Source organism: Micromonospora sp. CNZ295, assembly GCF_004217535.1.
In genome coordinates, this window is the sequence record NZ_SHKZ01000001.1 from 1461264 (window position 1) to 1486013 (window position 24750).

Sequence of the window (24750 nt, forward strand, 5' to 3'; positions counted from 1 at the left end):
CCCGGCTGCGGAGGTGGTTGTGCGCGACCCCTTGGCGGAACCTTCGGACCTGATCCGGAGCGTGTCCCGCGCGCTGCGAGTGCTCGAGTCGGTCGGTCGCGCCCCGCGAGGGCTGACAGTCAAGCAGATCGCGCGGCGGTGCGAGTTGACCGTCGCCACCACCTACCACCTGGTGCGCACCCTGGCGTACGAGGGCTACGTGATCCGGCGCGAGGACGGCACGTACATCGTGGGGTTGGAGGTGGCCGACCGCTACCGCGAACTGGTCACCGCGTTCCGGGGGCCGCCGGCGGTCGGCGAGTGCCTGCGGCGCGCCGCCGCCGATACCGGTTACAGTCACTACCTCGGCAAGTTCGTCGGCGGGCAGGTCGCCATCACGGCCGTCGCGGAGGGCCCGCGCTCGCCGTACCTGGAGGACCTGGTCCCCGGCTTCGACGAGGGGGCACACGCCACCGCGCTGGGCAAGGCGCTGCTCGCGACCCTCACGGCGGAGCAGCGGTTCCGCTACCTGCGCGAGTACGGCATGCGTGCGTTCACCACGGCGACGCTGACCACCGTCGAGGCGTTCGAGGCGGACCTGGCGGCGGGGGACCGGCGCGGGATGCAGATGGAGTTGGGGCAGTACCGGCAGGGCGTGGCGTGCGCGGCGGTGCTGGTGAGCCCCGACAAGGACATGGAGCGCCGAGTCGTGCTCGCCTGCGCCCTGCCGGCCAGCGAGATGATGACCTCCGCGCGGGTGGTCCGTGCCAAGCTGCTCACCGCAGCCCGCAGCATCGCGGAGTGCCTCGCCGCCGAGAACTGACGGCCCGCGCCAGCGGCGCCACCACCCGAAGCCGAGGACCAGCGCGCCGACGGCGCCCGATCGGCGCACACCGGTCAGCGGGTGGCGGGCGTACCGCCGGACGCCAGGCGGTGGCGAGGGTCGGCGTCGATGTGGACCGGGCCGGAAACACCTCGCCCGGAGCAATGACGATGACCTGCGGCTGAACCGATCGGGACGGGCGCACGTATGTCCCTGCGAAGGCCTGCCGGACCTACTCGCCGAGAGCGAGGAATCGCCATCAGCGACCACGACGCCCACCTGCTCCGCGCCCTGCACGACGAGCACGCGGAGGCGCTGTACGCGCACGCCCTGCGCCTGGTCAACGGTGACCGGCAGCGGGCCGAGGACCTGGTGCAGGAGACCCTGCTGCGGGCCTGGCGGCACCCGGAGTCGCTCGACCCGCGCCGCGGTTCGGTGCGTGGCTGGCTCTTCACCACCGCCCGGAACCTGGCGATCGACGCCTGGCGCCGCCGGTCGACCCGGGTCGGCGAGGTCTACACCGACGAACTGCCCGAGCCACCCGAGGCGATCGACGAGGCGGAGCGCGCGGTCGAGGCGTGGACCGTCGCCGAGGCGTTGAACCGACTCAGCCCCACCCATCGTGACGTCCTGGTGGAGTGCTTCTACCAGGGACGGTCGGTGGCCGAGGCCGCGGCGCGGCTCGGGGTGCCGCCGGGGACGGTCAAGTCCCGGACGCACTACGCGCTGCGCTCACTACGGTTGGTCCTGGCCGAGATGGGGGTGACGGGATGACCCGGTGCGAGTTCGCGCACGACGACGGCGCGTACGTGCTGGGCGCGCTCGCTCCCGCCGAGCGCGTGGCGTACGAGCGGCACCTGACCGGCTGCGCCGAGTGCCAGCAGGCGGTCGCCGAGATCGCCGTCCTGCCCGGGCTGCTCGGCCGGTTGGACCCGGCCGACCTGGACCACTTCCTGCCGCCGCCGGAGGACTCCCGGCTGCCCGACCTGCTCGCCGCCGCGCGGGAGCGGCGACGCCGGGAACGACAGGCCACGCGCCGCCGGTACACCCTCACCGCTCTCGCCGCCGCCGCGTTGGCGCTGGTCGTCGGTCTCGGCACGGCCGCCGTGCTGCCCGGTACGTCCCCGGACCCGACGCGCGGCGCGCAGATGGTCGCGATGCAGCCGGTGGCCGGCACGGTGCCGGTGCACGCCGAGGTCGGGCTGGCCGGCACGGAGTGGGGAACGGCGGTGACCATGCGCTGCGGGTACGACGCGAAGGTGGGCTACGGCAAGGCGCACGCCTTCCGGCTGGTCGCGCACGGCCCGGACGGCGCGACCGAGCAGATCGGCTCGTGGCTCGCCGCGCCCGGCGACGACCTGCGGATCAGCGGGGCCACCAGGTTCACCGACGCGGAGCTGGTCCGGCTGGAGCTGGTCCGCGCCGACGGCACCCCGGTGCTGGTCTACGAGGTCCCCTGACCCACACCCCGCACCCCGCGATCTGGCATTTCCGGCCCCGGCAGCGGGTGCGTTCCGGGCGCACCGAGCGCCGAAGGCGCAAGGTCGACGGGTGCGGTGGCGGCGGCGCGGGCGGTGCGGCGAGTGTGTCGGGCCGCCCGGACGGCGTCGAGGGTGAAGATGGTCAGTGCCACCCAGACCAGGGCGAAGCCGGCCAGGCGGGCGGGCGGCATCGGCTCGTGGAAGACCAGGACGCCGCAGCCGAGCTGGATGATCGGCGCCAGGTACTGCAGCATCCCGAGGCTGGTCAGCGGTAGGCGGTTGGCGGCGCCGGCGAACATCAGCAGCGGGACCGCCGTGATCGCGCCCGCCATCACCAGCAGGGCGGTGTGCGCGGGCGAGACCGTCCCGAAGGCGGCGTCGCCGCCGGCCGTCAGCCACCAGAGGTACGCCACAGCGGGCAGGGCGAGCACCGCCGACTCCACGAACAGCCCCTCCGCGGCGGGCAGGCCGAGCCGCTTCTTGACCAGCCCGTACCCCCCGAAGCTGAACGCCAGGGTCAGCGCGAGGTACGGCAACCGGCCGTAGTCGACCGTCAGCACCGCGACCGCCACCCCACCCACGCCGAGCGCCAGCCACTGCGCGGGCCGCAGGCGCTCCCGCAGCACGAAGACGCCGAGCAGCACGACGACCAGCGGGTTGATGAAGTAGCCGAGCGCGGTCTCCACCACCCGGTCGGAGTTGACCCCATAGATGTAGGTGCCCCAGTTGAGGCCGATCAGCACGGCGGCGACGCCGACCCCGGCCAGGGCCCGTGGCCGGCGCGCCAGCGCCCGCAGGAACCCGATGTTGCGCAGCGCCGCCAGCACCAGCGCGACGAACGCCACCGACCAGACGATCCGGTGGGCCAGGATCTCCAGCGGGGCGGCGGGCTGGAGGAGCTTCAGGTAGAGCGGGAAGAAACCCCAGAGAAGGTACGCGCCGATGCCGTACAGGTAGCCGAGCCGACTAGGCGTCACGGCTAAACGGTAAGGGGCGTGAAGCTGTTTGACTCATTGTCGGTGAGCGGGGTCACCCGCTGGTCGAGCTGCATCCAGAGGCGTGCGTCGGGCAGTGGCGTGAAGCCCGCCTTCGCGTACACGGCGTGCGCGTCGTTGGTGGCCAGCAGGATCCGGCGTACGCCGAACTCCGCCAGGTGGTCGCGGACCGCGCCGGCGAGCCAGGTGCCCAGCCCGCGACCCCGCTCGGTCCGGTCGACGTACACGTCGCAGAGCCAGGCGAAGGTGGCCCGGTCGGTCACCACCCGGGCCACCGCCACCTGCCGCCCGTCCTCCGGGCGGTAGACACCGAAGCCGATCGACCCGGCGAAGGCGCGCTCCACCGTCGCCCGGTCCCGCCCGAGGGCCCAGTACGCGTCGGTGGCGAGCCAGCGGTGCACCCGGTCGAGGTCGAGGCGCCCGGGATCGGTGCTGAGCAGGTAACCGTCGGCGCGGGTCAGCGTGAACACCGGACCGACGTTAGTCGCCGGCAGCCGCCCGCTCAGCAGCCAATTCCCGGAATCTGGCCGGTCAGTCCCGGTCGAGGATGGCGCCGAGGATCCAGGTGACCACGCCGACGAAGAGCGCGCCGAGCACGGCGGCCGGCCAGAACCCGTCCACATGGAACGGCAGCCCGGCCTCGCCGGCGATCCAACTGGTGAGCAGGAACAGCAGCCCGTTGACGACCAGCGCGATCAACCCGAGGGTCAGCAGGTAGAACCCGCAGCCCACGGTCTTGATGATCGGCTGGAGGACCGCGTTGACGACACCGAAGATGGCGGCGACCAGGACCAGCGTGGTGACCGTCTCGGTAGCCGAGTTCGAGTCCAGCGTGATGCCCGGGATCAGCAACGTGGCCAGCCAGAAGGCGACCGCCGTGATGGCCAGGCGGATCAGGAGCCCTTTCAGGAAACCCATGGCCGAAGATGGTGCCACGGTCTGATCACCCAGGGAACCCTCCAGCCGACCCCGGGTCGCCGTTGCGCCGCCCGACGCCGCCTCAGCGGCGGTTGGGTTGCCCGATCAGTTGCGCCTCGATCGGCGACGGTGTCAGGCGGGCCCAGCGCAGCGCGCGCCGGTTGACCACCGCCACCATGTCCTCCCGGATCCGGGTGAGCCACTCGGCGGACCCGCCGAGCCCCAGCGCGCTCCCCGCCAGCGCCGCTTCGGCGCGATCGAGCGGCTGAAGCAGAGCCAGGTCGGCGCGGCCGAGCGTCGCGACGTCGGCCGGGGTCAGCTCGTCCCGGAGGAGGAGGGTGGCCTGCCACGGCGGGTCCGGCTCGGGGGCCGGACCGGCGGGACCGGTGTCGACCACCAGCAGCACGGGTCGCAGCGGCGACGCCGGCTCGCCGCCGACCGGCCGCCCCGGCGGCAGCAGCGGGATCCCGCCCGGCGTGCCGACCCCGCGCACGAACGGCTCCCAGGCGCGGGGGCGGGCCGTCCGCACCACCACCCGCGCGCCGAGCGCCATCGCCCGCAGGACGATCAGCTGGCCGGCGCGGAGCCCGCCGGCGAGCGCGACCCGGGTGCCCTCCGGGCGGAACAGCCGGACCGTCACGGCGGCGCCGTGCCGGTTGGCGCCCATCAGCAGACCCGCTTCGCCGACGGTCAGCTCGGGTGCGGCGGGACCGGGCCGCGAGCCACCGGGCAGGGCCAGCGGGACGGTGGCGGCCAGCCCGGCGAGATGCTCCCCGTCGAGCCGCCGCACCGCGCCGCCGGCGCCGCCCACCGCGCGGTGCAACGCCCGCTCCGCCGCCGCCAGCTCGGCCGGCGTGCCGGCGGCCAGGCGCACGGCCAGCTCGGACGGCGGCGACCCCGCGTCGCCCGTCGACGGGCCGGCGCTGAGGGAGACCGTCACCGCGGTGGCCGGCAGGGCGAGCAGCCGGGACACCAGCCGCCGAGCACCCTCGGCACGCGGATCCGGCCACCGGTCGAGCTGGAAGCCCGCCTGGAGCAGGCCCCCGCTGTGAAGGGTGGACCACGACTCCCGTACCGGCCCGGCCTCGTGGTGGGCCAGCTCCGCCAGGACCCGCAGCGTCGCGTGCTCGCCAAGTGGCCGGGCCGACACCGGACCGAGCCGGCGGACGATCCGGCGCAGCGTCCCGGCCAGGGCGTGCCGCAGCTCCTCCGGGCCGGCGCCGTCGACCCGGAGCACCCGGACGGCGAGCACCGACCGCTCGCGGCCGGGCAGCCGACCGTCGGTGAGCTGCCGGTACGACGTGGCGACCGCGCCGCCGCCGAGCGCGACGGCGGGTGCGGCCGCACCGGCCATCAGGAGTTGGATCCGGACCGGCGGGCCACCGGCGGTGGCGGCGGCGAGCAGCGCGGCCGGTGGCGGCAGCGCGTGTGGACCGTCGCCGATCAGCTCGGCGGGCTCGAGGATCTCCAGCACCGCGACCAGGCCGGTGGCGTCGTCCAGGACCGTCGCCGGCAGGCCGCTCAGCTCGGTGGACCGCACGACGACCCCCGGGGCGACCAGGTCCAGCAGGTCGGCCGGGCCGGCCTCCGCCGGCAGGGCGCGCCGCCGGGAGAGGTACGCCAGGGCGGTGCCGAGCCACTCGAAGAGCCAGCGCCCGCGCACGCGTGCCCCGGCCAGCGCCACCAGCAGGGCGGCCACCGTCACGCCCGCCAGCACCACCGGGACTCCACGACCGAGGGCCGCGACCACGACCGCCACGGCCGCCTGGAGGACGACCACCTGACCGGCTCGGACGCCCCCGGCCGGCGGGCCCGGGGGACTCCACTGTGGTGGCAGGACGCCCGCAACCCGGCCATCCACCGGCCGGCCGTCGGCGGCCGGGCGGCGCGGCGCACGCTGCTCGGGCAGTTCCGGCGCGGGCCCGGTCCGGGCGATCGGCGCCGGGCCGGCCGGGGTGGTCGTCGGCACCGCACCTCCTCAGCCGGTCACGCACTGCGATCTGACTGCCGCCCATCGTAACGGCCGTCCGGCGGTCGCGGGGCCCCGCCGTTGTCCACAGGGGAGCGGGAGGGGGTAGCAGAACCGCGACCGTACGGCTACCGTCAGCGACGAGTTTCGCTGACCAATGTCCGCCTTGCCCGCCCTGCCCCTCGGCGGGCGGCGTGCCCCGAGCGGGCGCGCGGCGGCCAGCCACGACCCACGAGACGAGGTGACGTCCGTAGTGTCCGAGACCCAGGCGGAAGCGGCGGTCATGCAGCAGACCGCCACGAAGTTCGAGCAGGTCGACCAGTCGTTGCAGGCCATGCTGAGCAGCCTGATGACCGAGCTGGAGGTGCTGCAGCAGGCCTGGCGCGGTGCCGGTGGGCGGTCCTTCGAGCAGGTCAAGCAGCAGTGGGCGCAGGACCAGGCGGCGCTGCAGCGGGCGCTGCGGGAGACCGCCACCGCCATCCGCACCGCCGGCCAGCAGTACGACGTCTCGGACACCGAGGCCGCGGGCCGGGTGTCCATGACCAATCGTGGCGGCATCCAACTGCCGCTCTAGACCCGGGACCGGGGGAGGAGACAAGCGATGGAGCACGGTGTGCTGGTCGTCAACTTCGCCGCGCTACAGCAGGCCAGCGCGGACATCCAGCGGGCGCTGACCACGCTCGACGCGCAGCTCGGTCAGCTCGAGCGGGACGCCGCCCCACTGGTGGCCGGGTGGTCCGGCGAGGCCCGGGCGGCGTACGAGCAGCGGCAGACCCGCTGGCGGTCCGCCTCGCAGGACCTCCAGACGATGCTCCGCGACATCAAGCTCGCGGTCGACGACTCCGCGGCCGACTACCTTGACACGGAGAAGCGGAACGCAAACCTGTTCCAGTGACGCCACGAGCCGGTGGCGCCGACCCGCTCCCGGCCGGCGCCACCGGGCGCGTCGGGCCGGGCGAGCCGGGTCGGGTCGGGTCAGGTCGCAGGCGGGTCAGCACGGATCCGGCGGCCGCCACCGGCGGCGGGTGCCCCGCGGGAGCACCACGGCCAGCAGCACGGCAGCCGTGACCAGCACCGCGCCGATCCCGGCCACCAGCAGGGCGCGGTCCCGCGCCGCCGCCCGGCGGGCCCGCTCGGCGAGCCGGCCCGGGTCGGCCCGGTCGTCGAGCAGCGCCGCGGCCGGCCGGGCCCGGGCCGGTGCGCCGCCGCTCTCGGTGACCGCCCGGTAGGGATTCAGCACGCCCACGCCGTACCCGGCACTCGGGGCGGGATCGGTGGTGGCGAGGATCCGCTCCGCCACCCCGGCCGCATCCAGCTCGGGTCGGTACTGCCGGAGCAGGGCGGCGGTGGCCGCCACGAAGGGCGCCGCGTAGCTGGTGCCCTCGGCCCGATGGTGCCCCTGCCGGGGGGCCGCCGTCACCACGTCGCCGCCCGGCGCGACCAGGTCCACGTAGGCGCCGGTCTGGGAGAACGGGGAGCGCCGGCCGTCCGCGCCGATCGCGCCCACCCCGAGCACCCCGTCGTACGCGGCCGGGTACGGGCGGGGATCCCCGCTGTCGTGCAGGTTGCCGGCGGCGGCCACCACGACCACGTCCCGGGCGAGGGCGTGGGCGACGGCCGCCCGCACGGCGGGGTCGTCCCGGTACAGCACGACCGAGAGGTTGAGGACGTCGGCGCCGTTGTCGACCGCCCAGCGGATCGCCGTGGCGAAGTGGCGGGCGCTCACCGTACGCCCCGACTCCCGGCCGTCGACCACCTGCTGCTCGCTGACGCGTACCGGCAGTATCCGCGCTCCCGGCGCCAGGCCGTGGAAGCCGACGCCGTCGTGCCGCTCGGCGGCGATGATGCTCGCGACGCCGGTGCCGTGGCCGGCGCAGTCCCGGGTACCGTCTCCGCCCGGGTCGAGCAGGTCGGCGCCGGTGGCGACCCGCCCGGTGAGCTGCGGGTGCGTACGGTCCACCCCGGAATCGACCACCGCCACGGTCACCCCCGCCCCGGTGGCGAGCGGGGCCAGCCGCTCCGGGGCGTACCGCTGCTGCGGCCACGGCACCGTGGTGATCGGGCGGGCCGGTGCGAGCGGTGTCGCACATCCCGGCGCGGCGTACGCGGGAGCGGCGCTCAGGGGCGCCAGCACCGCTACCGCCAACGCGGCGGGAAGCAGGCGCCTCGGGCTCCGGGACATCGACCGCCTCCGTATCGTGTCGACTCCGGAACGCGATGTTATCGCCTGCGCCGGTCCGGCGCGGCCAGCCATTGTGATCTTGCTACCACCTTGTAGGTTGTACGCGATACCTGTGGCCTGTTGCCGGGGAGGAGGGGTGGCCGTGACCGAATGGGAGCCGGCCACCGAGGCGGAAGCGGCGATGCAGGAGGCGCTGCGCGCCAACGACCAGCAACTCTACTTCCGCATCCTGTCGCGGACGGACCTGCTTCTTCCCGTCTCCGCGCAGGCCCTCGCCGGTCAGGCCCCGATGAACTGGGGCACCTGGACCACCGGCGGCCGGACCCACGTGCTGGCGTTCACCTCCCCCGCCGCGATGCGCGCCTGCCTCGGCGAACACGCCGGCGCGAGCCGCCGGGCCGCGTACGGCGAACTGGCCGACCACTGGCCCAACCACGAGTGGTGGCTCGCGGTCAACCCCGGCCTGCCCATCGAGGGATACCTGCCGGCCTGGTACGTCGCCCAGCTCTCCCGCGGGGACGTCCGGCTGCCGGGACGCACGATGGGGGCGCGGGCCCGCCTGGAGCGCGCGGAGACGCTTACCCGGGGCCGCCCCACCGGAACCGGTCCGGCCGGCGGCGACGGCCAGCCGTCCACCGGACCGCAGGGCCGGGTGCCGCAGGCCGGCCCGGGCCCGGAGGGCGGCACGCCCCCGCGACCCGCTCCGCCACCCGTCCCGCCGCCGGGGACGCCGCTGCGGAGTCCGGCCGAGCTGCGCGCCGCCGCCCTCCGGCGACCGCTGATGGACCCCGGCCGCACCTCCCCGCCGGGTGACGCTCCGGCCGACCGCTGGCCCCCACCACCCGGGCCGGACCGCCCCGGCCGGCTGCCGGCCGACGCGGGCACGCCGACCAACGGGCACCCGACCGGAGACCCCGACCGGTCCAACCACCGCTCCTTCTTCGAGCCGGCCTCGGGGCGCGCCAACCGGGAGGAACGGGCGGTCCCGCCGCCACGCTTCGGCCGCGGCGGTCAGCCGTTCCCGCGTCGCCGGCCGCTCACCGATCCGTTGGCGGAGGCACCCACGCAGGCGTTTCCCGCCGGGGACGAGACACGCAGCGGCCAGGACGTGGCGGCCAGGGCCTTCGCTACCCCCGCCGAGGAGACGTCGCGGGCGCCGCACCAGCGGGCCACCGGGGAGGACCGGACCATCCGCTTCCCCGTGCCCGACCCGGCGACCCTCCGGGCGTACGCCCGTCGCACGCCGGACGCGGAGGCGACCCAGGCCCTGCCCCGGCGTCGGCCCGCCCCGGCACCCGCCGACCCGGAGCCCGCCTCGGTGGCCGAGCCGGTGTCCGGCCCGCCGGCACCCCGCCGGGGGTTCACCCCGATCGTCATCGAGGGCACGATCGTCGAGTCGCGGGACCTGAGCGTCCCGCCGGTCTCCGGGCGGCCCGGAGACACGGGAGACGCCTCGCGGCCAACCGGGAATCAGCCGGGGCAGGGGCTGGCCGCCGGGCCGGTCGCGCCGCCAGCAGTCGCCGAACCCGGCACCCCGCCACCCGCCGTCGAGCGGCCCGTGCCGGCGCCCGCCGCCGGGCCGGTCGCACCGCCACCCGCCGGGCCGGTCACTCCGCCGCCGGTCGGCGGACCGGTCTCACCGCCACCCGCCGCTGGGCCGGGTCAGCCGGCCAGGTCAGTGCCGGAGCTGGCCGGCGCGGTGCCTGATCCGGCCGCTACCGGCGCCGGTCCCGTCGGAGCGGAGCCAGTCGGCGCCGCGGCCGGCACCGCCGCGCCGGTTCAGGTAGACCCGCCGGCCGGCACGGGCGCCGCCGGCGTCACAGCGGCCGCCAGCACGGGCACCGCCGACCTCACCGCGGCGGCGGCCGGCAGGGGCACCGCCGATCTCACGGCGGCGGCCGCCGACACGGACACCGTCGACCTCACCGCGGCGGCCGCCGGCAGGGGCACCGCCGATCTCACGGCGGTGGCCGCCGACACGGACACCGTCGACCTGACGGGGGCATCGACCGCCGCGGGTTCCGTGGCCGCCGCCGCCGACCCGACGGCCGCGGCCCCCACGGCCGTCGTCGATCCCGCGCGAACCACCCCCGGCGCCGTCGCGCCGACGGTCGCCGTGCCGCCGGACTTCGAGCCGGCGAACGAGGTCGAGGAGGATCTGCTCGACGCGACCGGCAGCGGCAGCACCGACACGTTCCTGTCCACGCTCCTGCTCGCCCGCGTGCTACTGCCGGTGGACCCCGACTCGGCTGCCGGAAGCCGGCCGGGCGAGCCGGGCTTCGTATGGCGTACCGAGGAGCTGGACGGGGAGACCTTCGTCGTCGTCTACACCTCCCCGGAACGGCTCGCCGACCACACCGACGCGGCCCTCGAGACGGTCCGGATCCGTTTCGTGCAGCTCATCCACCAATGGCCGGAGCGGTCGTGGTCGTTCGCCGTCAACCCGGGCAGCCCGATCGGTGCGAAGCTGCCCGGCGAGCAGATCGTCGGCCTCGCCAACTGGGCGGCGGAGGTGGGCCTCCGCGACGACGGCGGCCCGGAACCGGAGCCGTCGCCCGCCGCCGAGGCGCCGGCCGACCGGCCGCGTTACGAGCCGCCCGCCCCCGACCCGACCCGGCCGGTCGTCATGCAGAAGGCCGTGGCCCCCGGCCAGCTCGCGTACTACCTGGAGCGCGGCTACGACCGGGTCTCCGGCTTCGTGCACCGGGCCGGCGAGTTGGCCCACCTGACCACGCCGGCCCAGCTGTACGACGCGCTCGGCCTCAACTACCCCGACTCCCCGTTCCACCGGGCGGCCGAGGAGATCCACGTCCTGCGCTGGCCGGCGCACCGGCCGAGCCTCTACCGCATCCCGTACGGCGGCCAGACCGAGCCCGCGATGCGGGCGATGGAGGGCTGGGTCATCGAGCGGCCGCCGTTCCGTGGCAACGGCTTCGCCCCGGGTGAAGGCAGCGACGTGGTGGCGGAGTTCAAGGTGGACAGCGCCCGGTTGCCGCACGGCGCGCAGCTGTGGCGGATCGGCGCGGACGGCACCGAGCGGGTGGTTGCCACCCTGGACGCCGACGTGCCGGTGTGGCGACAGGCGGGTGACGAGTGACCCGGGACGGTTACGTGGCGCGCTGGCAGGGCCGCGAGTACCAGGCCAGCCCGGACGGCGACGACGTGCGGCTGTACCGGCCGGATCCGGGCGAGGGTTTCATCGAGGTGCGCCCCGGCCGGTACCTGCGCGTGGTGCCGGCCACCGAGGTGGAGGACCTGGTGTACGTCCGGACCACCTGCACCTGGAAGGGGCAGCCGTTCATCGTGCTGGGTGAGCACGACGGCTGGCTGCGCGTCGAGTACACGGGTGGCCGGTGGCCGGTGGCCGAGGCGCTGGGACTCGAGGTGTTCGACTTCGGCGTCTACCAGGGGTGGGCGCCGGCGAAGGAGGTCAGCGACCTGCGCGAGTCGCGGGTCTAGGACCCGCTCCGGCGAGGCCTACGACTTCGTCCAGCGCAGGACCTCACCGAGCACGACGTCCCGCGCCTCGACGTGGGGAAAGTGGCCCACGTGGTCGAGCAGGCGCCACTCGTACGGAGCCACGACGTACCGGCCGGAGCCCTGGGCGGTACGCGGCAGGGAGGCCCGGTCGAGCGCGCCGTGCAGTTGCAGGGTCGGCGTGACGAGGGGCTTCTGCATGAGCCGCACGAAGCGGTAGCCGTGCAGCCGCAGCACCGAACGGAACGCCCAGCGGTAGCCCTCCAGGGCGCAGAAGGCGGCCTGCGGGATGCGCATCGCCTCCCGGCACCGGGCGGCGTACGCGGCGAAGTCCGGCCCGTGCACCCAGCGCGGCCCACCCCAGCGGCGCAGCATCTCCTCCACCGCTGCCGCGTTGTCCCGGGTCAGCACGTGCTCGTACCGGGGCAGCTGGAACTTCAACGTCGGAGTGGAGGCGGCGAACTGGCCGCGCGGGTCGGCGAAGATGGCGGCCCGCAGCCGCAGCGGATGTGGCGCGCCGAGCACCACCAGCCGGCGGACCAGCGACGGGTGGAACGAGGCCGCCGTCCACCCGATCAGACCGCCCGCACCGGAGCCGACCAGGGTCGCCGACCGCTCGCCCAGGGCCCGGATCAGCCCGGCGACGTCGGCGGCCAGGGTGTATCCGTCGTACCCCCGGGGTGGCTTGTCGCTCGCCCCGTAGCCGCGCAGATCGACCGCGACGGCCCGGAAACCGGCGTCGGCGACCGCCGGCAGCATCTCGTGCCAGGCCCACCAGTGCTCCGGGAACCCGTGCAGGAAGAGCACCATCGGCCCGGTTCCGGCCTCCACGACGTGGAAGCGGCTGCCGTTGGCCCCGACGAACCGGTGCGTCCACGGCCCCTCGGTGAGTACGCAGGACTCGTCGACGGGCCCGCCAGGGTGCTCGGTCATGTGCCACAGCCTAGGCCAGCCCCCGCCATCAGCCGGGCGGCAGCGGCCCGCGGGCGCCGAGGATCAGGGGTTTCTCCGGGCTGGCCCGGACCGCCGGGACGTCGGGCGTCCTCGTCAGCCGACCCGCTCGATCTTCACCAGCCCGGCGGGCTGTCCGGGGCCACAGTCGACCCCGTCCGGCGCCGGCCCGACCGTGACCCGCACCCACGTGCCGGTGGGGAAGGTGCCCATGTCCGGGCCGTACAGCGCGTACTCCCGGCCGTCGTCGGTGAGCAGGCCGTAGCACGGCCCGTCGCCCCCGCGGATGATCCGGCCGGCGAGGGCGCCGGGCTTGCGGACGTCGGTCGGGTGCCGGGGCGGGCCGGTCGGCGGCCGCAGCGTCGGCAGGTCCGCCGGGGAAGTCGGCGTACGACCGGACGGGGCCACCGGCGCCCCGGACGCCGCCGTGGAAGAGCCGTCGGACGAGGGTCCCTGGGTCGCGGCCACGTCGTCTCCGTTCTCCGTCTGTGCGCAGCCCAGCAGGATGAGGGTCAGGGCGAGGGCCGGGACGAGTCGGGGGGCGAGGGTGGTGGGCACGTCGGTCAGACGCGGCCCGGGCCGGCCCGGTTCCCAGGTCGAGCGCCCGGCGGGCCCCCGGCGTGGGTGCCGGGCAGGGAACGTCGGGGCCGGCCCGGGCCCGGAGACGGGCGATGCCCGGGCAGGTGACCTGCCCGGGCATCGCGTCGTGTCGCCGTGCGATCAGCGCATCAGGAGATGCGGATCTTCATCGAGGTACCGTTCTGCTCCAGCACCTTGATCTTGACACCGACGGCCGGGAGCTTGACGCCGTGGTTCGGCAGTTCCTCGTACCAGTACTTCTTGGTGTCGTCGAAGAGCGGCTCCGCCGCCTGGCCGCGGATGTAGTGCGGCTGGCTGTTGATGTGCAGCGTGAAGGAGTCCGCCTTCTTCAGGCTGAACGGCGCGTCGTACACCTGGACCCGGGCCCGCCACGGCTGGCCGGTGAGGTTGTAGATCGGCCGCGGGTGCGCGTCGATGTAGAGGTTGCGCCCCTCGCCCGGGTGCTCGAACGTGTCGTTGTCCGTGTACCGGGTGTTCCAGTACGAGATGAGCAGGCCCTCCTGGTACGCGTAGTGGTCCACCCAGTCCGGGCGGGTGTTCGCGTACCCGAAGTAGTACGGGCCGGTCTTCAGGTACTTGTCGTAGGAGACGTACGAGCGGTTGCCCGCGATGTAGAAGTTCGCGAACTTCTGCTTGTAGGTCTCCTCGGCCACGGTCCAGCCGTTCAGGGCCCAGCCGGCCGCACCGGCCTCGGCACCGTCGCTGAACACGGTCTGCCCGTCGGCGGTGACGGTGATCGCGTCACCGAAGAAGCCGCCCTCGGCGAGACCGCCGTCCGTCTGGTAGCGGAGGCGGATCTGCGCCGCCGTGCCGGCGATCGAGTCCAACGGGATGTTGATGTCGACCCACTGGCCCTCGGTGTACCCGTCCAGGGCGAAGCGCCCGGGCGAGATCTCCTTGAGCGGCTTGCCGTTCGCGATGCCCGGCAGGGTGGCCCAGTTCTGGCCACCGTCGGTGGACGCCTCGAAGAAGAGGTAGTCGAAGTCCTCCTCGATGCTGTAACGGCCCTTCATCGACAGCGCGGCGCTGCTCTTGCCGGTGAGGTCGACGGCCCGCGTCATCGTGTTGTTCAGGTCGTTGTCGTTGCCCGAGAAGAACTGCTTGGTGCCCTCGAACGGCTTGCCGTTGTCGAACGTGTACTCCCGCTCCGGCAGCACGACCACGACGCCCTGCGCCTCGTTGGAGTTGTACTCCTGCGGGCCCAGCTTCAGGGTGCGCTTCTGCCCGGCCACGACCACCTCGTAGTCGAGCCAGTTGAGCTGGAGCTTGTTCCAGGCGCCCAGGTCGCCACCGCGCTCGCCGATGCCGCCGTCGTTCTTCGCGCCGAGCCGGCTCTGGGCCATCAGGGTCCAGTGCTCGTTGTTGTTGTCGCCGCCGTTGATGTTGTTGTAGTCGTCCGGCAGGCCGAGGTCGTGGGCGTACTCGTGGTAGAAGACGCTCCGGCCGCCGTTCTCCGGCTGGATGGTGTAGTCGCCGATCCAGACGCCGGTGTTGCCGATCTGGGTGCCGCCGGCCGGGAAGTTCGCCGGACCGGTGCGGCCCTGGTCGGTGATGTAGGCGTACCAGCGGTGGCTCCAGATGGCGTCCTCACCCTGCCACGGGTCACCGTCGGCCTCGTCACCGCCGGCGTGGACGATCTGGAAGTGGTCGATGTAGCCGTCCGGCTCGTTGAAGTTGCCGTCGCTGTCGTGGTCGTAGCGGTCCCACTGGTCCATGGCCTTGACGTCGGCGGCGATCTCCGCGTCCGTGCGGCCCTGGGCCTTCTGGTCGGCGACCCACTGGTTGGCGGCGTCGCGCACCAGCGCCCAGGTGTTGCTGCAGACGTTCGAGCCGCAGGGGAAGCCGCCGGAGCGGCCGTACCGGGCCTCGTTGTACTGGACCTTGACCCAGTCGGTGACCGTGCCCTCGACGCTGTAGCGACCCGAGGACTGCGCCTCGTAGTACTGCTTCACCGACTCCTCGCCCGGGCCCGTACCGAAGTACAGGTTCCGGAAGTAGTCGGCGCTGTAGTCGGCCTGCCAGACGGTGGAGTTGTCCACCGCGCGGTTGGGCTGCGGGATCTCGTTGTGCAGCGGCCCGTCGAAGCGGGCCGGACCCGGCGTGTTCGGGTTGGTGTCCTGGTCGGGGTAGTCGGGGTGCCGCTCGTTGCCGAACTCGGCCAGGATCACGAAGATCCGGTCGGTGTTCTCGCGGGAGAGCTCGACGTACTGGTCCTCGACGGGGCCCTTGCCGGCCTTGGTGCTCTTGGCGGCTCGACCCGCCTTGGCACCCTCGGCCGCCCGCTCGCCGACCTTGACGACGGTGCTGCCGTTGATCCTCTGCGCCTTCGCCTTGCCGGTGAGGACGTTGCTCAGGCCCTCCTGGCGCAGCGCCCGCCGCTTGGTCTCGAGTGGGTTCGGCAGATCGTGGTCAACGTGGGCGGGCTCGGCGACCGACGGAGCCGGCGCCGGCAGCTTGGGCTTCGGGGCGGCGCTGGCGGACGGTCCGACCGCCAGTCCCGTCGCCGTCAGCGAGAGCCCCAGCAGACCCACTGCGACTTTGCGCACGTGGTACCTCCGGGTGTGAGGGAACCGGCCCAACGGGGGTACGGGCCGGTGAGAGATCGATCCCACTAGTGGGACCACTGGTGAACATAGACACCTGTGTGACTGGTGGGAAGACCACCGCGTCAATTTGTTGCATGAATTTGTTGAATCGGCCGTCCGCCGTCATATCGTTGGCGAGCGCGCCAATGGTCCCAACCAGCCGGAGTCCGGCCGGATCTCGCTGGCCGACGGCGAGTGGTGTCGTCCGGTGCGCGGACACGACGACGGGCGGCGGTCGAGAAGACCGCCGCCCGTCGAGCCGATCCGAGACAGCGACCGCGCCGCGCGGCGCCGAGCCTCGATCCGCCGGCCGCTGTTCGGTGGAGTCAGCCGCTGGAGAGCCGAGCCACCGTCAGGAAGTTCTGGCCCGGCTTCTGCGGCTCGGCCCCGAGTTCAGACCAGGCCACATGATCGCCAGCGCCGAACACCAGGCTGAGGCCGGGCGCCTCGCCGAGTCGCAACAGCCGGCCCGGCTGCACATCCAGCACGTACTGCCCGGCGTCACCGCCGCCGCTGCCGTTGCTCCAGCAGACCCGGCCGGGGGACGAGCTCAGGGTCATCGTGCTGCCGTTGTCGCCGAGGGCGACCTGGGTGGCCTGCCCGGACGCCGGATCGAGCACGAACAGCGAGGCGGCCGGTTCCGGCTGTGGCGCGGAGACGATCCAGGAGACGTGCTCGGCCTCCGCGGTCAGCGCCGTGACCTGCTGACCGGCGGTCAACGGACCGGAAGCGACCACGACGTCCCGTCCACCGGCCACCTTGCGGATCTCGTAGCGGTCGACGGGGAAACCGGGCGCCACGTCCTCGGTACGCACGTAATAGAGGTCGCTTCCGGCGGCGGCCGGCAGCTTGGCCTGCTCGGCGACGACCTCCGGAGAGCCGTCGCCGGTCAGGGACCGGCCCAGGATCTGGGCGCCGAACTCGCGCTCGCCCTTGGTGGGCACCGCGGTGGTCCAGTAGACCCGACCGCCGCCGACCGACAACAGCGAGACGCCCGGCGGAATCGGCATCTTCTTGCCCTTCGCGACGGCGGCCGAGTCGCCGAGCAGCACCGTCCGCTCGGAGCGCCGGTCGAAGCCGTAGACCAACCAGTCCATTTGGTACAGGTCGGTGCTCGTGGTCTCCATCCAGGCCACGGTCCGCTCGTCCGCATCCGCGTAGATCGCCTGGCGGGCCGGGCCGCGCTGCCGGGTTGACAGCTCGCGCGCCCGGCCGCCCGTGTAGAGCCCGACCCGGCTCTGGCCGATGGTCAACTCGCCGTCACCGGTCTTGGGGACCGGGTTGGCGGCGCTGACGACCTGCCCGTCCGGGGTCAGACCGAGATGGTTGAGGGTGCGCCCCCCGGTCGTCACGCCCGACAGGCGGAAAGTGACCTGAAGGTCCCGGCCCCGTACGGCGTCCGCCGCGTCCGTGGCGCTGAGCCGCGACCGGATCTGGAACGAGAGCCCGGAACTGCCGCCGCCGGCGGTGCCGGTGGGCGAGGCGGCGGGGGTGGGCGCATCCGGCACGTCGGATGCGCCCACCCCCTTCCCGTCATCACAGCCAGCGACAGTAATGAGCAGAAGCGCTACTGTCAGTGTTCGTCGCACAGCTAGTACGCAATTCCGTTCGACTGGAGGAAGCGGGACGCGAAGGTGGAGGTGTTGTAGCTGAACGTCGGCTTGGTGGCCGACCACACCGTGGTGGCCGGGTCGGCCCAGTGCGCGACCTGGCCGGACTGGGTGTAGCCGAAGCCGACGATCCAGTGACCGATCGTCTTGCTGGTCGGGTGTCCATTGTAGTGCGTCCCGCCGGCGAACTCGACGGTGTCCGCGGCGACCGGCATGCCGTTGCCGCCGACGCTGTGCGTGAAGACCGAGACCAGCAGCTTGCTGCTGGGCTTGGCGACCTGCACGTACCAGTTGGTGCCGCGCCACCGGTTGACGCCGGTGACCCACTTCTTGCTGGTCCAGGAGGTGGTCTTGGCGGAGGCGGTGTTCATGTGGCTGGCGTTCGCCAGGTTGTCCTGGGAGAGGGCCTTGCCCTTCTGGTACCTGCTCGTGAACCCACTGCCGTGCAGCATGCGGATGATCATGTAGCCGGAGGCCGGGCCGCAGTAGTAGCCCGTCTTCTGGCCGTACTGGGTGAGCGGGAGGAGGCGGCTCGTCGGCGCGGCGGCGATCCGCATGCCGCCCGGGTCGTCGTGGCCCGAGCCGCCGTACTGCGCGAGGTAGTCGGCTTCGAGTTGGGCGAGCTTGCTCGGATCGGCGCCCTCGAAGTTGACCGCGTACCACTCCTGCGACAGCTGGGTCTTCAGCGTGGTCTGGTCGTCCATCGGCTGCTCGAGCGAGGGGTCGGTGACGTCGCCACCGGTGAAGTTGCCCTCGATGCCCTCGTACGGCTGCTCCGGGTCGGTGTCCGCGAACGCGGGGCTCGGAGCGCTGAGCGCCGCGACGCACCCGATCATCAGGGCGGTGAGCGCCGCAGCGCCGCGCCGGTGTCGTATAGCCGGTCTGGTCACATTCTCCTCCGACAATGGCAAAACTAATCGCGGGGTCGTTCGTCGGTTGACGAACGCGATTCGTAATGCGGAGCATAACGACGACCGGTCGGCGACGCCTGTCCCGTAATCTGGGGACAGCGAAAGCGTCACCCGGAACACTTTTTGCAGGTCAGCTGGCAGGAGAGGCTGCGTCGTCCGAATTGAGCGCCGCGCGGGTGAGGAACGCTTTGTTGCCGTGCCCGAGTTTTGCCTTCTGTCGCTTCACGTACGTATTGACCGTGTGGACGCTCACCCGCATGCGGGCGGCCGTCTGGCTGTGGGTCAGCCCGCCGGCGATGCAGTCGAGCACCTCCCGCTCCCGCTGGGAGAGTCGTTGCGGCCCCCCGTCGCGACCGTCCCGCGCTGACCCGGGTGCGGCCGGCACGGCAAGGGCAATAACGTTGTCGCCGGCCGCCTCCGCCAACGGTCCGGCAACCGCCTCGGGCTTCAGTTGGTCGGCTGTCACCACCAGGACGCAGTACCGCCCGGTGCTCACGTCGGGCGGTGCCACCCGGAGGACGTCGAGGTGATCGGCGTGCGGCGGCTCCCGGCCGACGACGGCGGCCTCCGGTATGACGGTGGCGCCGGCCGAGCCGAGGACCTCGCCGACGAGGCGGCCCAGGCCCGGGTCGCCGGCGAGAATTTGGACCCTCATCATTGCTGTTCCTCAGGCAGAATGCGACGGACCGCCGGATGGCCGCTGCGTTATTCGGCATCCTTGGCGGTTGGAAAGGCACGCTAAATGTGAGCCGCTGCCATTTGTGCGTGGAGAGACGCTGGAACGCTCTCGATTCCTGGTGGGTTCATCCGCGTGCGCGCGTCGCGTTCATGCCGTCACCCCCGTGTTGGCAAAAAGGACAAGCGGGTCAGTTTGCCGATCCACCGGCTCCCGCTGTTGACATCGACGAGTGTCGCACACGCATCCCCCGGCGCGCTGCCCCGGACACCCGAGCGGGCCGGGAACGACGACGGGTGGCGATCCCGGACGGTGGCGATCTCGGACGGTGGCGATCCCGGTGGTGGCGAGGCGTCGACTGCTCGGAGCCGTGACACGCGGGCGGGGCCCGGCCGGAGCCTGCGCTCCGTCCGGGCCCCGCCGTGCGGCGATTCGAGGTCAGGGCCTCGCGGGGGTCACGTACACCGTGGCGTACGAGTTGTCCTTCGCGGCCCGCTTGATGGTGATCGTGACGCCGTACGCGGCGTCGGCGTCACCGGGGTTGCCCGAGCCCAGGACGGTGAACCCGAGGTCCGTGCCGTACAGGTCGGTGGCCGGGCTGCCGTCCGGGTTGGTGATTCGGGTGGTGTAGGGCACGTGGCCCTTGGACGGGATCACCACCGACGCGTCGGCGTCCCGGGCGAACAGCGACGAGCCGCGGACCTCGATGCCCGGGTACCAGCCCTTGGCGTCGGTGAACGCCGGGACGGCCGGCTGGGCGCCGAAGCTGGTGCAGTACTCGCTGTACGGCTCACCCGCCGCCTCCAGGCACTCCTTGAAGGGGTACGTGGGGTGCAGCGAGAAGGCCGCGTTCGAGGACTGCGGGCGGCTGGGCAGGTTGTCCAGCACCGACGGGTCCTTGTCGGCCGCCTCGCCCTGGCGGCGGAGCGGGTCGAAGTGCGAGTCCACGATCAGCAGGCCGCCCTTGGCGCCGTAGCTGGGCAGGGCGGTCGCCTGCGCGGTGACGTGGTTGACGTCGCCGAGCGCGGTGTCCCGGTACCAGACCAGCATGCCGGGGGCGTTGTACGCGACCCGGTCGACCTTCCACGCGTCCCGCGAGTACACCGTGTCGTAGGTGTACTTCAGGCCCTCGTCGAAGCCGTCGAAGTTGCGCCACTCGGCCAGGTAGTAGTGCGCCTGGACGGAGGTGCCGCTGTCGATGCGCCAGCCGGGACCGGTCGTGTCGACGAACGTGCCACCGGTGGCGGTCCAGCCCGCCGTGCCGTTCTCGACGTCGTCGCTCCAGGTGGTGGCGCCGCCGGTCACCGAGAAGTCGTCGGCGAACCAGCCCCGCTCGACGAACGCCTCGTCGGTGGCGTAGCGGAGGCGGAGCTGGATGGTCGTCCCGGCGTACGCCGACAGGTCGACGTAGTCGTGCCGCCAGCCGTCGGTGTCACCGCTGAGCCCGTACTTCTTGTTGCCGAAGTCGACCATGCGGCCGTTCGGGTCGGCGTAGCCGTCGTCGGTGGTGACCAGCTTGCCGGTCGAGTCGTAGACCTTCTGCTCGGCCCAGGTCGCGCCGCCGTCGGTGGAGACCTCGACGAAGCCGAAGTCCCAGTCCGCCTCGATGACGTAGTTGTTCCACATCCAGAACTTCGCGTCCGCCGCCGCCGGCACCGCCACCTCGCGGGCGATCTTGATGTCCGCCCAGTTCTGGTCGGCGCCGGAGTACCACATGTTGTCGCCGCTGTGCGGCTCCGCCAGGGTGATCACCTTGTCCGGCAGGTTGATCTTGACGCCGTCCTTGGTGCCCCGCGGCGTCCGCGAGGTCTGGCCCAGCTGCACGCTCCGCGGCCCGTCGCCCGGGTCGAACTCCAGCGGGTCGGCCCAGCCGAGCACCCACTTGCCCCAGAGGCCCATGTGGGTCGGCAGGGCCTGGAAGATCTCGCCCGAGTGCGAGCCCGAGGCCATCAGGTCCCAGAAGTCGATGTCCGAGTCGGCGTTGCCGGAGGTGTCGTACAGGTCCGGCAGGCCGAGGTCGTGGCCGAACTCGTGGGCGAAGACGCCGACGCCGGCGTCCTCCGGCTGCACGATGTAGTTCGACACCTTGAGCTGGGTGCCGGGGATCGTGTAGCCGCCGGTGATCGACGACGAGTGCGCCCAGACGGCGTACGTGCCCTGCGCCCCGCCGCCGCTGGACTTGCCCTTGCCGGCGTGCACCAGCACCAGGTGGTCGATGACGCCGTCCGGCTCGAAGAAGTTGCCGTCACCGTCCCGGTCGGCCTGGTCCTCGATGTCGTAGTCGGCCCACGGGAAGTTCGGGTCCATCTGGGCCAGCGTCTCGATCGCGTCGACCGCGAGCCGCCCGGCGCCCTGCGGGTTGTCCGGGTGGCCGTTCATCGACTGCTGCCGCCCGGCGACCCAGTTGCCGTTCTCGTCCTGGAAGCAGCGGGAGGCCGCGTACCAGCCCTCCGAGTGCGGCACCTTGATCCACGGGCTGGCCTGCCCGTCGACCGTGTACGCGCCCTTGGACATCTCCAGGTACATGTTGCGCATGGTGCGGCCGGCCAAGCTGACGCCCGGCTTGCCGTCCGGCCCGGTCAGGTCGGTGCGGACCCGCTCCGTGATGCCCTCCGAGGTGTAGAGCATCTTGTCGTAGTGCTCGGGCGAGAAGTCCGGCACCCACATCGAGTTGTTGTCCAGCTTCGGCAGGCTGGCCGGATTCGGGATGTTGTTGTGCAGCGGTCCGTTCTGGACGGTGCCGAGGACACAGCTCCGGTCCTCGAAGACCGTACTGGGGACCATGACGTCGGTGAAGTCGTCGTTGGCGTTCTCGTTGAACTCCACCAGCAGGGTCAGCAACTTGGCGGTCTGCGTACCCTTGGCCTGCTTGATCTGCCGGGGGCTCTGCCCCGTCTTGATCGCCTTGGCCTCGTTCTTCGCCAGCTGGCGCGCGGCCACCGGGTTGCCGTGAGCGAACTTGCGGTCGTACGCCCGCGCCTCGTCGACCGCGGGAGCGTGGACGCCGCCCTTGCCCTTGACCTCGCGACCGTCGCTGTCCGGCTGGACCGCCGGCTCGGCGTAGTTGATGTAGAACTCGTCCGCCCCGATCGTTGCCGGGGCCGGACCGGACTGTGCCGACGCCGAGCCGCCAATCACGGTCAGTGACGTGGCGGCGAGGGCGAGGGTGGGCAGCGCGACGAGTAGGCGCCGACGCGACCCGGCTTTCGGATTTCTGTTCATGCCGCTCCGTTTCTCGGGCATGGGGAGAGGGAATCGGTCGGCCGTCTTCGTCGATGTGATGCCCATCGAACCGGTCCGACCTGCGTGAACCTAAATCACAAAGAACGCGGACGACAGGGGGTGGACCCAGCCTGTGTCCGTTCAGCTTCTCCGGTTCCCCCGACCGACCGATGTGACGCAGCTCGGCCGTGTGCGCTCCGTAGGCGTCAGAGACGGCGACGGGGTGGCGGTCCGCGCGGACCGCCACCCCGTCCGGGTACGCCGGCCGTCAGTCCTCGTCGGACTTCCCGCCACTCATGCCCGCGGAGATCAGGTCCATCACGGACGAGTCCTGGAGCGTGGTGACGTCGCCGAGCGACCGGTGCTCCGCCACGTCCCGCAGCAGCCGGCGCATGATCTTGCCGGAGCGGGTCTTCGGCAGCTCCGGCACGAGCATGATCTGCCGCGGCTTGGCGATCGGCCCGAGCGTCTTCGCGACGTGGTTGCGCAGGTCGGCGATGAGCTGCTCGCCCGCCTCGCCAGCGGTGTCCGTGCTGCCCCGCGGGATCGCGAACGCGACGATGGCCTGCCCGGTCGTCGGGTCGGTCGCGCCCACGACCGCCGCCTCGGCCACCGACGGGTGCGACACCAGCGCCGACTCCACCTCCGTGGTGGAGATGTTGTGGCCGGACACCAGCATCACGTCGTCGACCCGCCCGAGCAGCCAGATGTGCCCGTCGTCGTCCTTCTTCGCACCGTCACCGGCGAAGTAGACCCAGTCGCTACCGTGGTTGGCGCCGGCACCGAAGCGCGACCAGTACGTCTCGATGAACCGGTTGTCGTCGCCCCAGACCGTCCGGAGCATCGACGGCCACGGCTCCTTGAGCACCAGGTAGCCGCCGCCACCGTTGGGCACCGACTGGCCCTGGTCGTCGACCACATCGGCACTGATCCCCGGCAACGGGGTCATCGCCGAGCCCGGCTTGGCGTGGGTCACGCCGGGCAGCGGGGAGATCATGATGGCGCCGGTCTCGGTCTGCCACCAGGTGTCCACGACGGGCAGCTGGCCGTGACCGATGTGCTGCCGGTACCACATCCACGCCTCGGGGTTGATCGGCTCGCCCACGCTGCCCAGCAGCCGCAGCGACGACAGGTCGAAGCCGGCGGGAATGTCCTCGCCCCACTTCATCATCGTGCGGATCAGCGTGGGAGCGGTGTAGAGGATCGTGACCCGGCACTTGTCGACGATCTCCCAGAGCCGGCCCTTGTGCGGGGTGTCCGGGGTGCCCTCGTACATGACCTGGGAGGCGCCGTTGGAGAGCGGGCCGTACACGATGTACGAGTGGCCGGTCACCCAGCCGATGTCGGCGGTGCACCAGTAGACGTCCGTCTCCGGCTTGAGGTCGAAGACCGCGTGCGTGGTGTACGCCGTCTGGGTCAGGTAGCCGCCGGTGGTGTGCAGGATGCCCTTCGGCCGGGCCGTGGTGCCGCTGGTGTAGAGGATGAACAGCGGGTGCTCGGCGTCGAACGGCTGCGCCACGTGCTCTGCCGACGCGGTCTCCACCGTCTCGTGCCACCAGCGGTCCTTCTCCGACCAGGCCACCTCCTCGCCGGTGCGGCGCAGCACGAGCACGTGCTCGACCGACGGGCACTTCGCCACCGCCTCGTCGACCGTGGGCTTGAGCGCCGACGGCTTGCCCCGCCGGTAGCCGCCGTCGGCCGTGATGACCACCTTCGCGCTGGCGTCCTGGATCCGGTTGGTCAGGGCGTCCGCGGAGAAGCCGCCGAAGACCACGCTGTGCGTGGCGCCGATCCGGGCACAGGCCAGCATCGCGACCGCGGCCTCCGGCACCATCGGCAGGTAGATCGCCACCCGGTCGCCGGCGGTGACGCCCAGCTCGGTCAGCGCGTTCGCCGCCTGGCAGGTGAGCCGGTGCAGCTCCGTGTACGTGATCGCGCGGCTGTCACCCGGCTCGCCCTCCCAGTGGATGGCGACCTTGTCCCCCCGGCCCGCCTCGACGTGCCGGTCCAGGCAGTTGTACGCCACGTTGAGCTGGCCGCCGACGAACCACCTCGCGAACGGCGGCTTCGACCAGTCGAGCACCTCGTCCCACCGCTTCGCCCAGGTCAGCCGGTCGGCCTGCCGCTCCCAGAAGGCCAGGTGGTCGGCGTCCGCCTCGCCGTACGCCTCGGCGGTGACGTTGGCGTTCGCGGCGAGTTCGGCCGGCGGCGGGAACTGGCGTGTCTCGTTCAGCAGATTGGCCAATGCCTCGCTCATGCCGTACTCCCTCGTCGCTCGGGGTGACCTGCGTCTCTCGCAGGAGAGGTTAGCGGGGCGACGGTTCGCAGGCGACCGTCGGCGGCGCACCGCCGCGCCGAGCGGCCCCTGGAG

General features: G+C 72.7%; 20 protein-coding genes. 7 read left to right on the top strand and 13 right to left on the bottom strand.

The features are described from left to right. Positions 1 to 19 precede the first annotated feature (19 nt). From EV376_RS06970 to EV376_RS06980, 3 genes are all read left to right on the top strand, one after another. The gene (locus tag EV376_RS06970; RefSeq protein WP_130321309.1) at positions 20 to 802 is read left to right on the top strand and encodes an IclR family transcriptional regulator domain-containing protein; all 783 of its coding nucleotides are present in this window, start codon (positions 20 to 22) and stop codon (positions 800 to 802) included. A 207-nt stretch (positions 803 to 1009) separates the two neighbouring features. Then, positions 1010 to 1576 (top strand): sigma-70 family RNA polymerase sigma factor, encoded by a 567-nt coding sequence (locus EV376_RS06975; protein WP_130321310.1) that lies wholly within the window; start codon positions 1010 to 1012, stop codon positions 1574 to 1576. Continuing rightward, the gene (locus tag EV376_RS06980) at positions 1573 to 2262 is read left to right on the top strand and encodes a zf-HC2 domain-containing protein (protein WP_130321311.1); all 690 of its coding nucleotides are present in this window, start codon (positions 1573 to 1575) and stop codon (positions 2260 to 2262) included. Before EV376_RS06975 ends, EV376_RS06980 begins: the two co-directional genes overlap by 4 nt. Here EV376_RS06980 and rarD read toward each other — a convergent pair. From rarD to eccE, 4 genes are all read right to left on the bottom strand, one after another. Continuing rightward, on the bottom strand, positions 2247 to 3260 hold the full coding sequence (gene rarD / locus EV376_RS06985) for an EamA family transporter RarD (RefSeq protein ID WP_130321312.1): 1014 nt from the start codon (positions 3258 to 3260) through the stop codon (positions 2247 to 2249). The two genes, EV376_RS06980 and rarD, sit on opposite strands and share 16 nt — an antisense overlap. Positions 3261 to 3262: 2 nt before the next feature. Further along, positions 3263 to 3748 carry a GNAT family N-acetyltransferase gene (locus EV376_RS06990; protein WP_130321313.1) on the bottom strand — a complete coding sequence of 162 codons (486 nt, stop codon included), beginning with the start codon at positions 3746 to 3748 and terminating at the stop codon, positions 3263 to 3265. A 61-nt stretch (positions 3749 to 3809) separates the two neighbouring features. Beyond that, entirely contained in the window at positions 3810 to 4196 is a 387-nt protein-coding gene (locus EV376_RS06995) for a phage holin family protein (protein ID WP_130321314.1), read from the bottom strand. Between the two features lie 82 nt (positions 4197 to 4278). After that, positions 4279 to 6165 carry a type VII secretion protein EccE gene (eccE, locus tag EV376_RS07000; protein ID WP_486482545.1) on the bottom strand — a complete coding sequence of 629 codons (1887 nt, stop codon included), beginning with the start codon at positions 6163 to 6165 and terminating at the stop codon, positions 4279 to 4281. 253 nt (positions 6166 to 6418) lie between these two features. On the opposite strand from eccE, the gene EV376_RS07005 reads away from it, so the two are divergent. After that, a complete protein-coding gene (locus tag EV376_RS07005) occupies positions 6419 to 6739 on the top strand; it encodes a WXG100 family type VII secretion target (RefSeq protein ID WP_130321315.1) in 321 nt (106 codons plus the stop codon). A gap of 27 nt (positions 6740 to 6766) precedes the next feature. After that, positions 6767 to 7060: a WXG100 family type VII secretion target gene (locus tag EV376_RS07010; RefSeq protein ID WP_130321316.1), complete on the top strand. Its 294-nt coding sequence runs from the start codon at positions 6767 to 6769 to the stop codon at positions 7058 to 7060. A gap of 96 nt (positions 7061 to 7156) precedes the next feature. On the opposite strand, the gene mycP is transcribed toward EV376_RS07010, so the two are convergent. Beyond that, entirely contained in the window at positions 7157 to 8347 is a 1191-nt protein-coding gene (mycP, locus tag EV376_RS07015; protein WP_130321317.1) for a type VII secretion-associated serine protease mycosin, read from the bottom strand. 142 nt (positions 8348 to 8489) lie between these two features. On the opposite strand from mycP, the gene EV376_RS07020 reads away from it, so the two are divergent. Then, the gene (locus tag EV376_RS07020; RefSeq protein ID WP_130321318.1) at positions 8490 to 11444 is read left to right on the top strand and encodes an SseB family protein; all 2955 of its coding nucleotides are present in this window, start codon (positions 8490 to 8492) and stop codon (positions 11442 to 11444) included. Continuing rightward, positions 11441 to 11806 carry a hypothetical protein gene (locus EV376_RS07025; protein ID WP_130321319.1) on the top strand — a complete coding sequence of 122 codons (366 nt, stop codon included), beginning with the start codon at positions 11441 to 11443 and terminating at the stop codon, positions 11804 to 11806. The genes EV376_RS07020 and EV376_RS07025 overlap by 4 nt, the downstream gene beginning before the upstream one ends. Positions 11807 to 11824: 18 nt before the next feature. Here EV376_RS07025 and EV376_RS07030 read toward each other — a convergent pair whose 3' ends face one another. The 8 genes from EV376_RS07030 to acs all read right to left on the bottom strand — a co-directional run bounded on the left by EV376_RS07030 (position 11825) and on the right by acs (position 24636). Continuing rightward, positions 11825 to 12757, bottom strand: a complete 933-nt coding sequence (locus tag EV376_RS07030) for an alpha/beta fold hydrolase (protein WP_130321320.1) — start codon at positions 12755 to 12757, stop codon at positions 11825 to 11827. A 114-nt stretch (positions 12758 to 12871) separates the two neighbouring features. After that, on the bottom strand, positions 12872 to 13333 hold the full coding sequence (locus EV376_RS07035) for a hypothetical protein (RefSeq protein ID WP_130321321.1): 462 nt from the start codon (positions 13331 to 13333) through the stop codon (positions 12872 to 12874). A gap of 170 nt (positions 13334 to 13503) precedes the next feature. Then, positions 13504 to 15906, bottom strand: a complete 2403-nt coding sequence (locus EV376_RS07040) for an immune inhibitor A domain-containing protein (RefSeq protein WP_130328556.1) — start codon at positions 15904 to 15906, stop codon at positions 13504 to 13506. Positions 15907 to 16286: 380 nt separating this feature from the next. Then, positions 16287 to 17483: a hypothetical protein gene (locus tag EV376_RS07045; protein WP_130321322.1), complete on the bottom strand. Its 1197-nt coding sequence runs from the start codon at positions 17481 to 17483 to the stop codon at positions 16287 to 16289. A gap of 68 nt (positions 17484 to 17551) precedes the next feature. Beyond that, positions 17552 to 18460 (bottom strand): C39 family peptidase, encoded by a 909-nt coding sequence (locus tag EV376_RS07050; protein WP_130321323.1) that lies wholly within the window; start codon positions 18458 to 18460, stop codon positions 17552 to 17554. Between the two features lie 151 nt (positions 18461 to 18611). Then, the gene (locus EV376_RS07055; RefSeq protein ID WP_207228061.1) at positions 18612 to 19136 is read right to left on the bottom strand and encodes a helix-turn-helix domain-containing protein; all 525 of its coding nucleotides are present in this window, start codon (positions 19134 to 19136) and stop codon (positions 18612 to 18614) included. Between the two features lie 459 nt (positions 19137 to 19595). Continuing rightward, on the bottom strand, positions 19596 to 22379 hold the full coding sequence (locus tag EV376_RS07060) for an immune inhibitor A domain-containing protein (RefSeq protein ID WP_130321325.1): 2784 nt from the start codon (positions 22377 to 22379) through the stop codon (positions 19596 to 19598). Between the two features lie 268 nt (positions 22380 to 22647). Next, the gene (acs, locus tag EV376_RS07065) at positions 22648 to 24636 is read right to left on the bottom strand and encodes an acetate--CoA ligase (RefSeq protein ID WP_130321326.1); all 1989 of its coding nucleotides are present in this window, start codon (positions 24634 to 24636) and stop codon (positions 22648 to 22650) included. Positions 24637 to 24750: the final 114 nt, after the last annotated feature.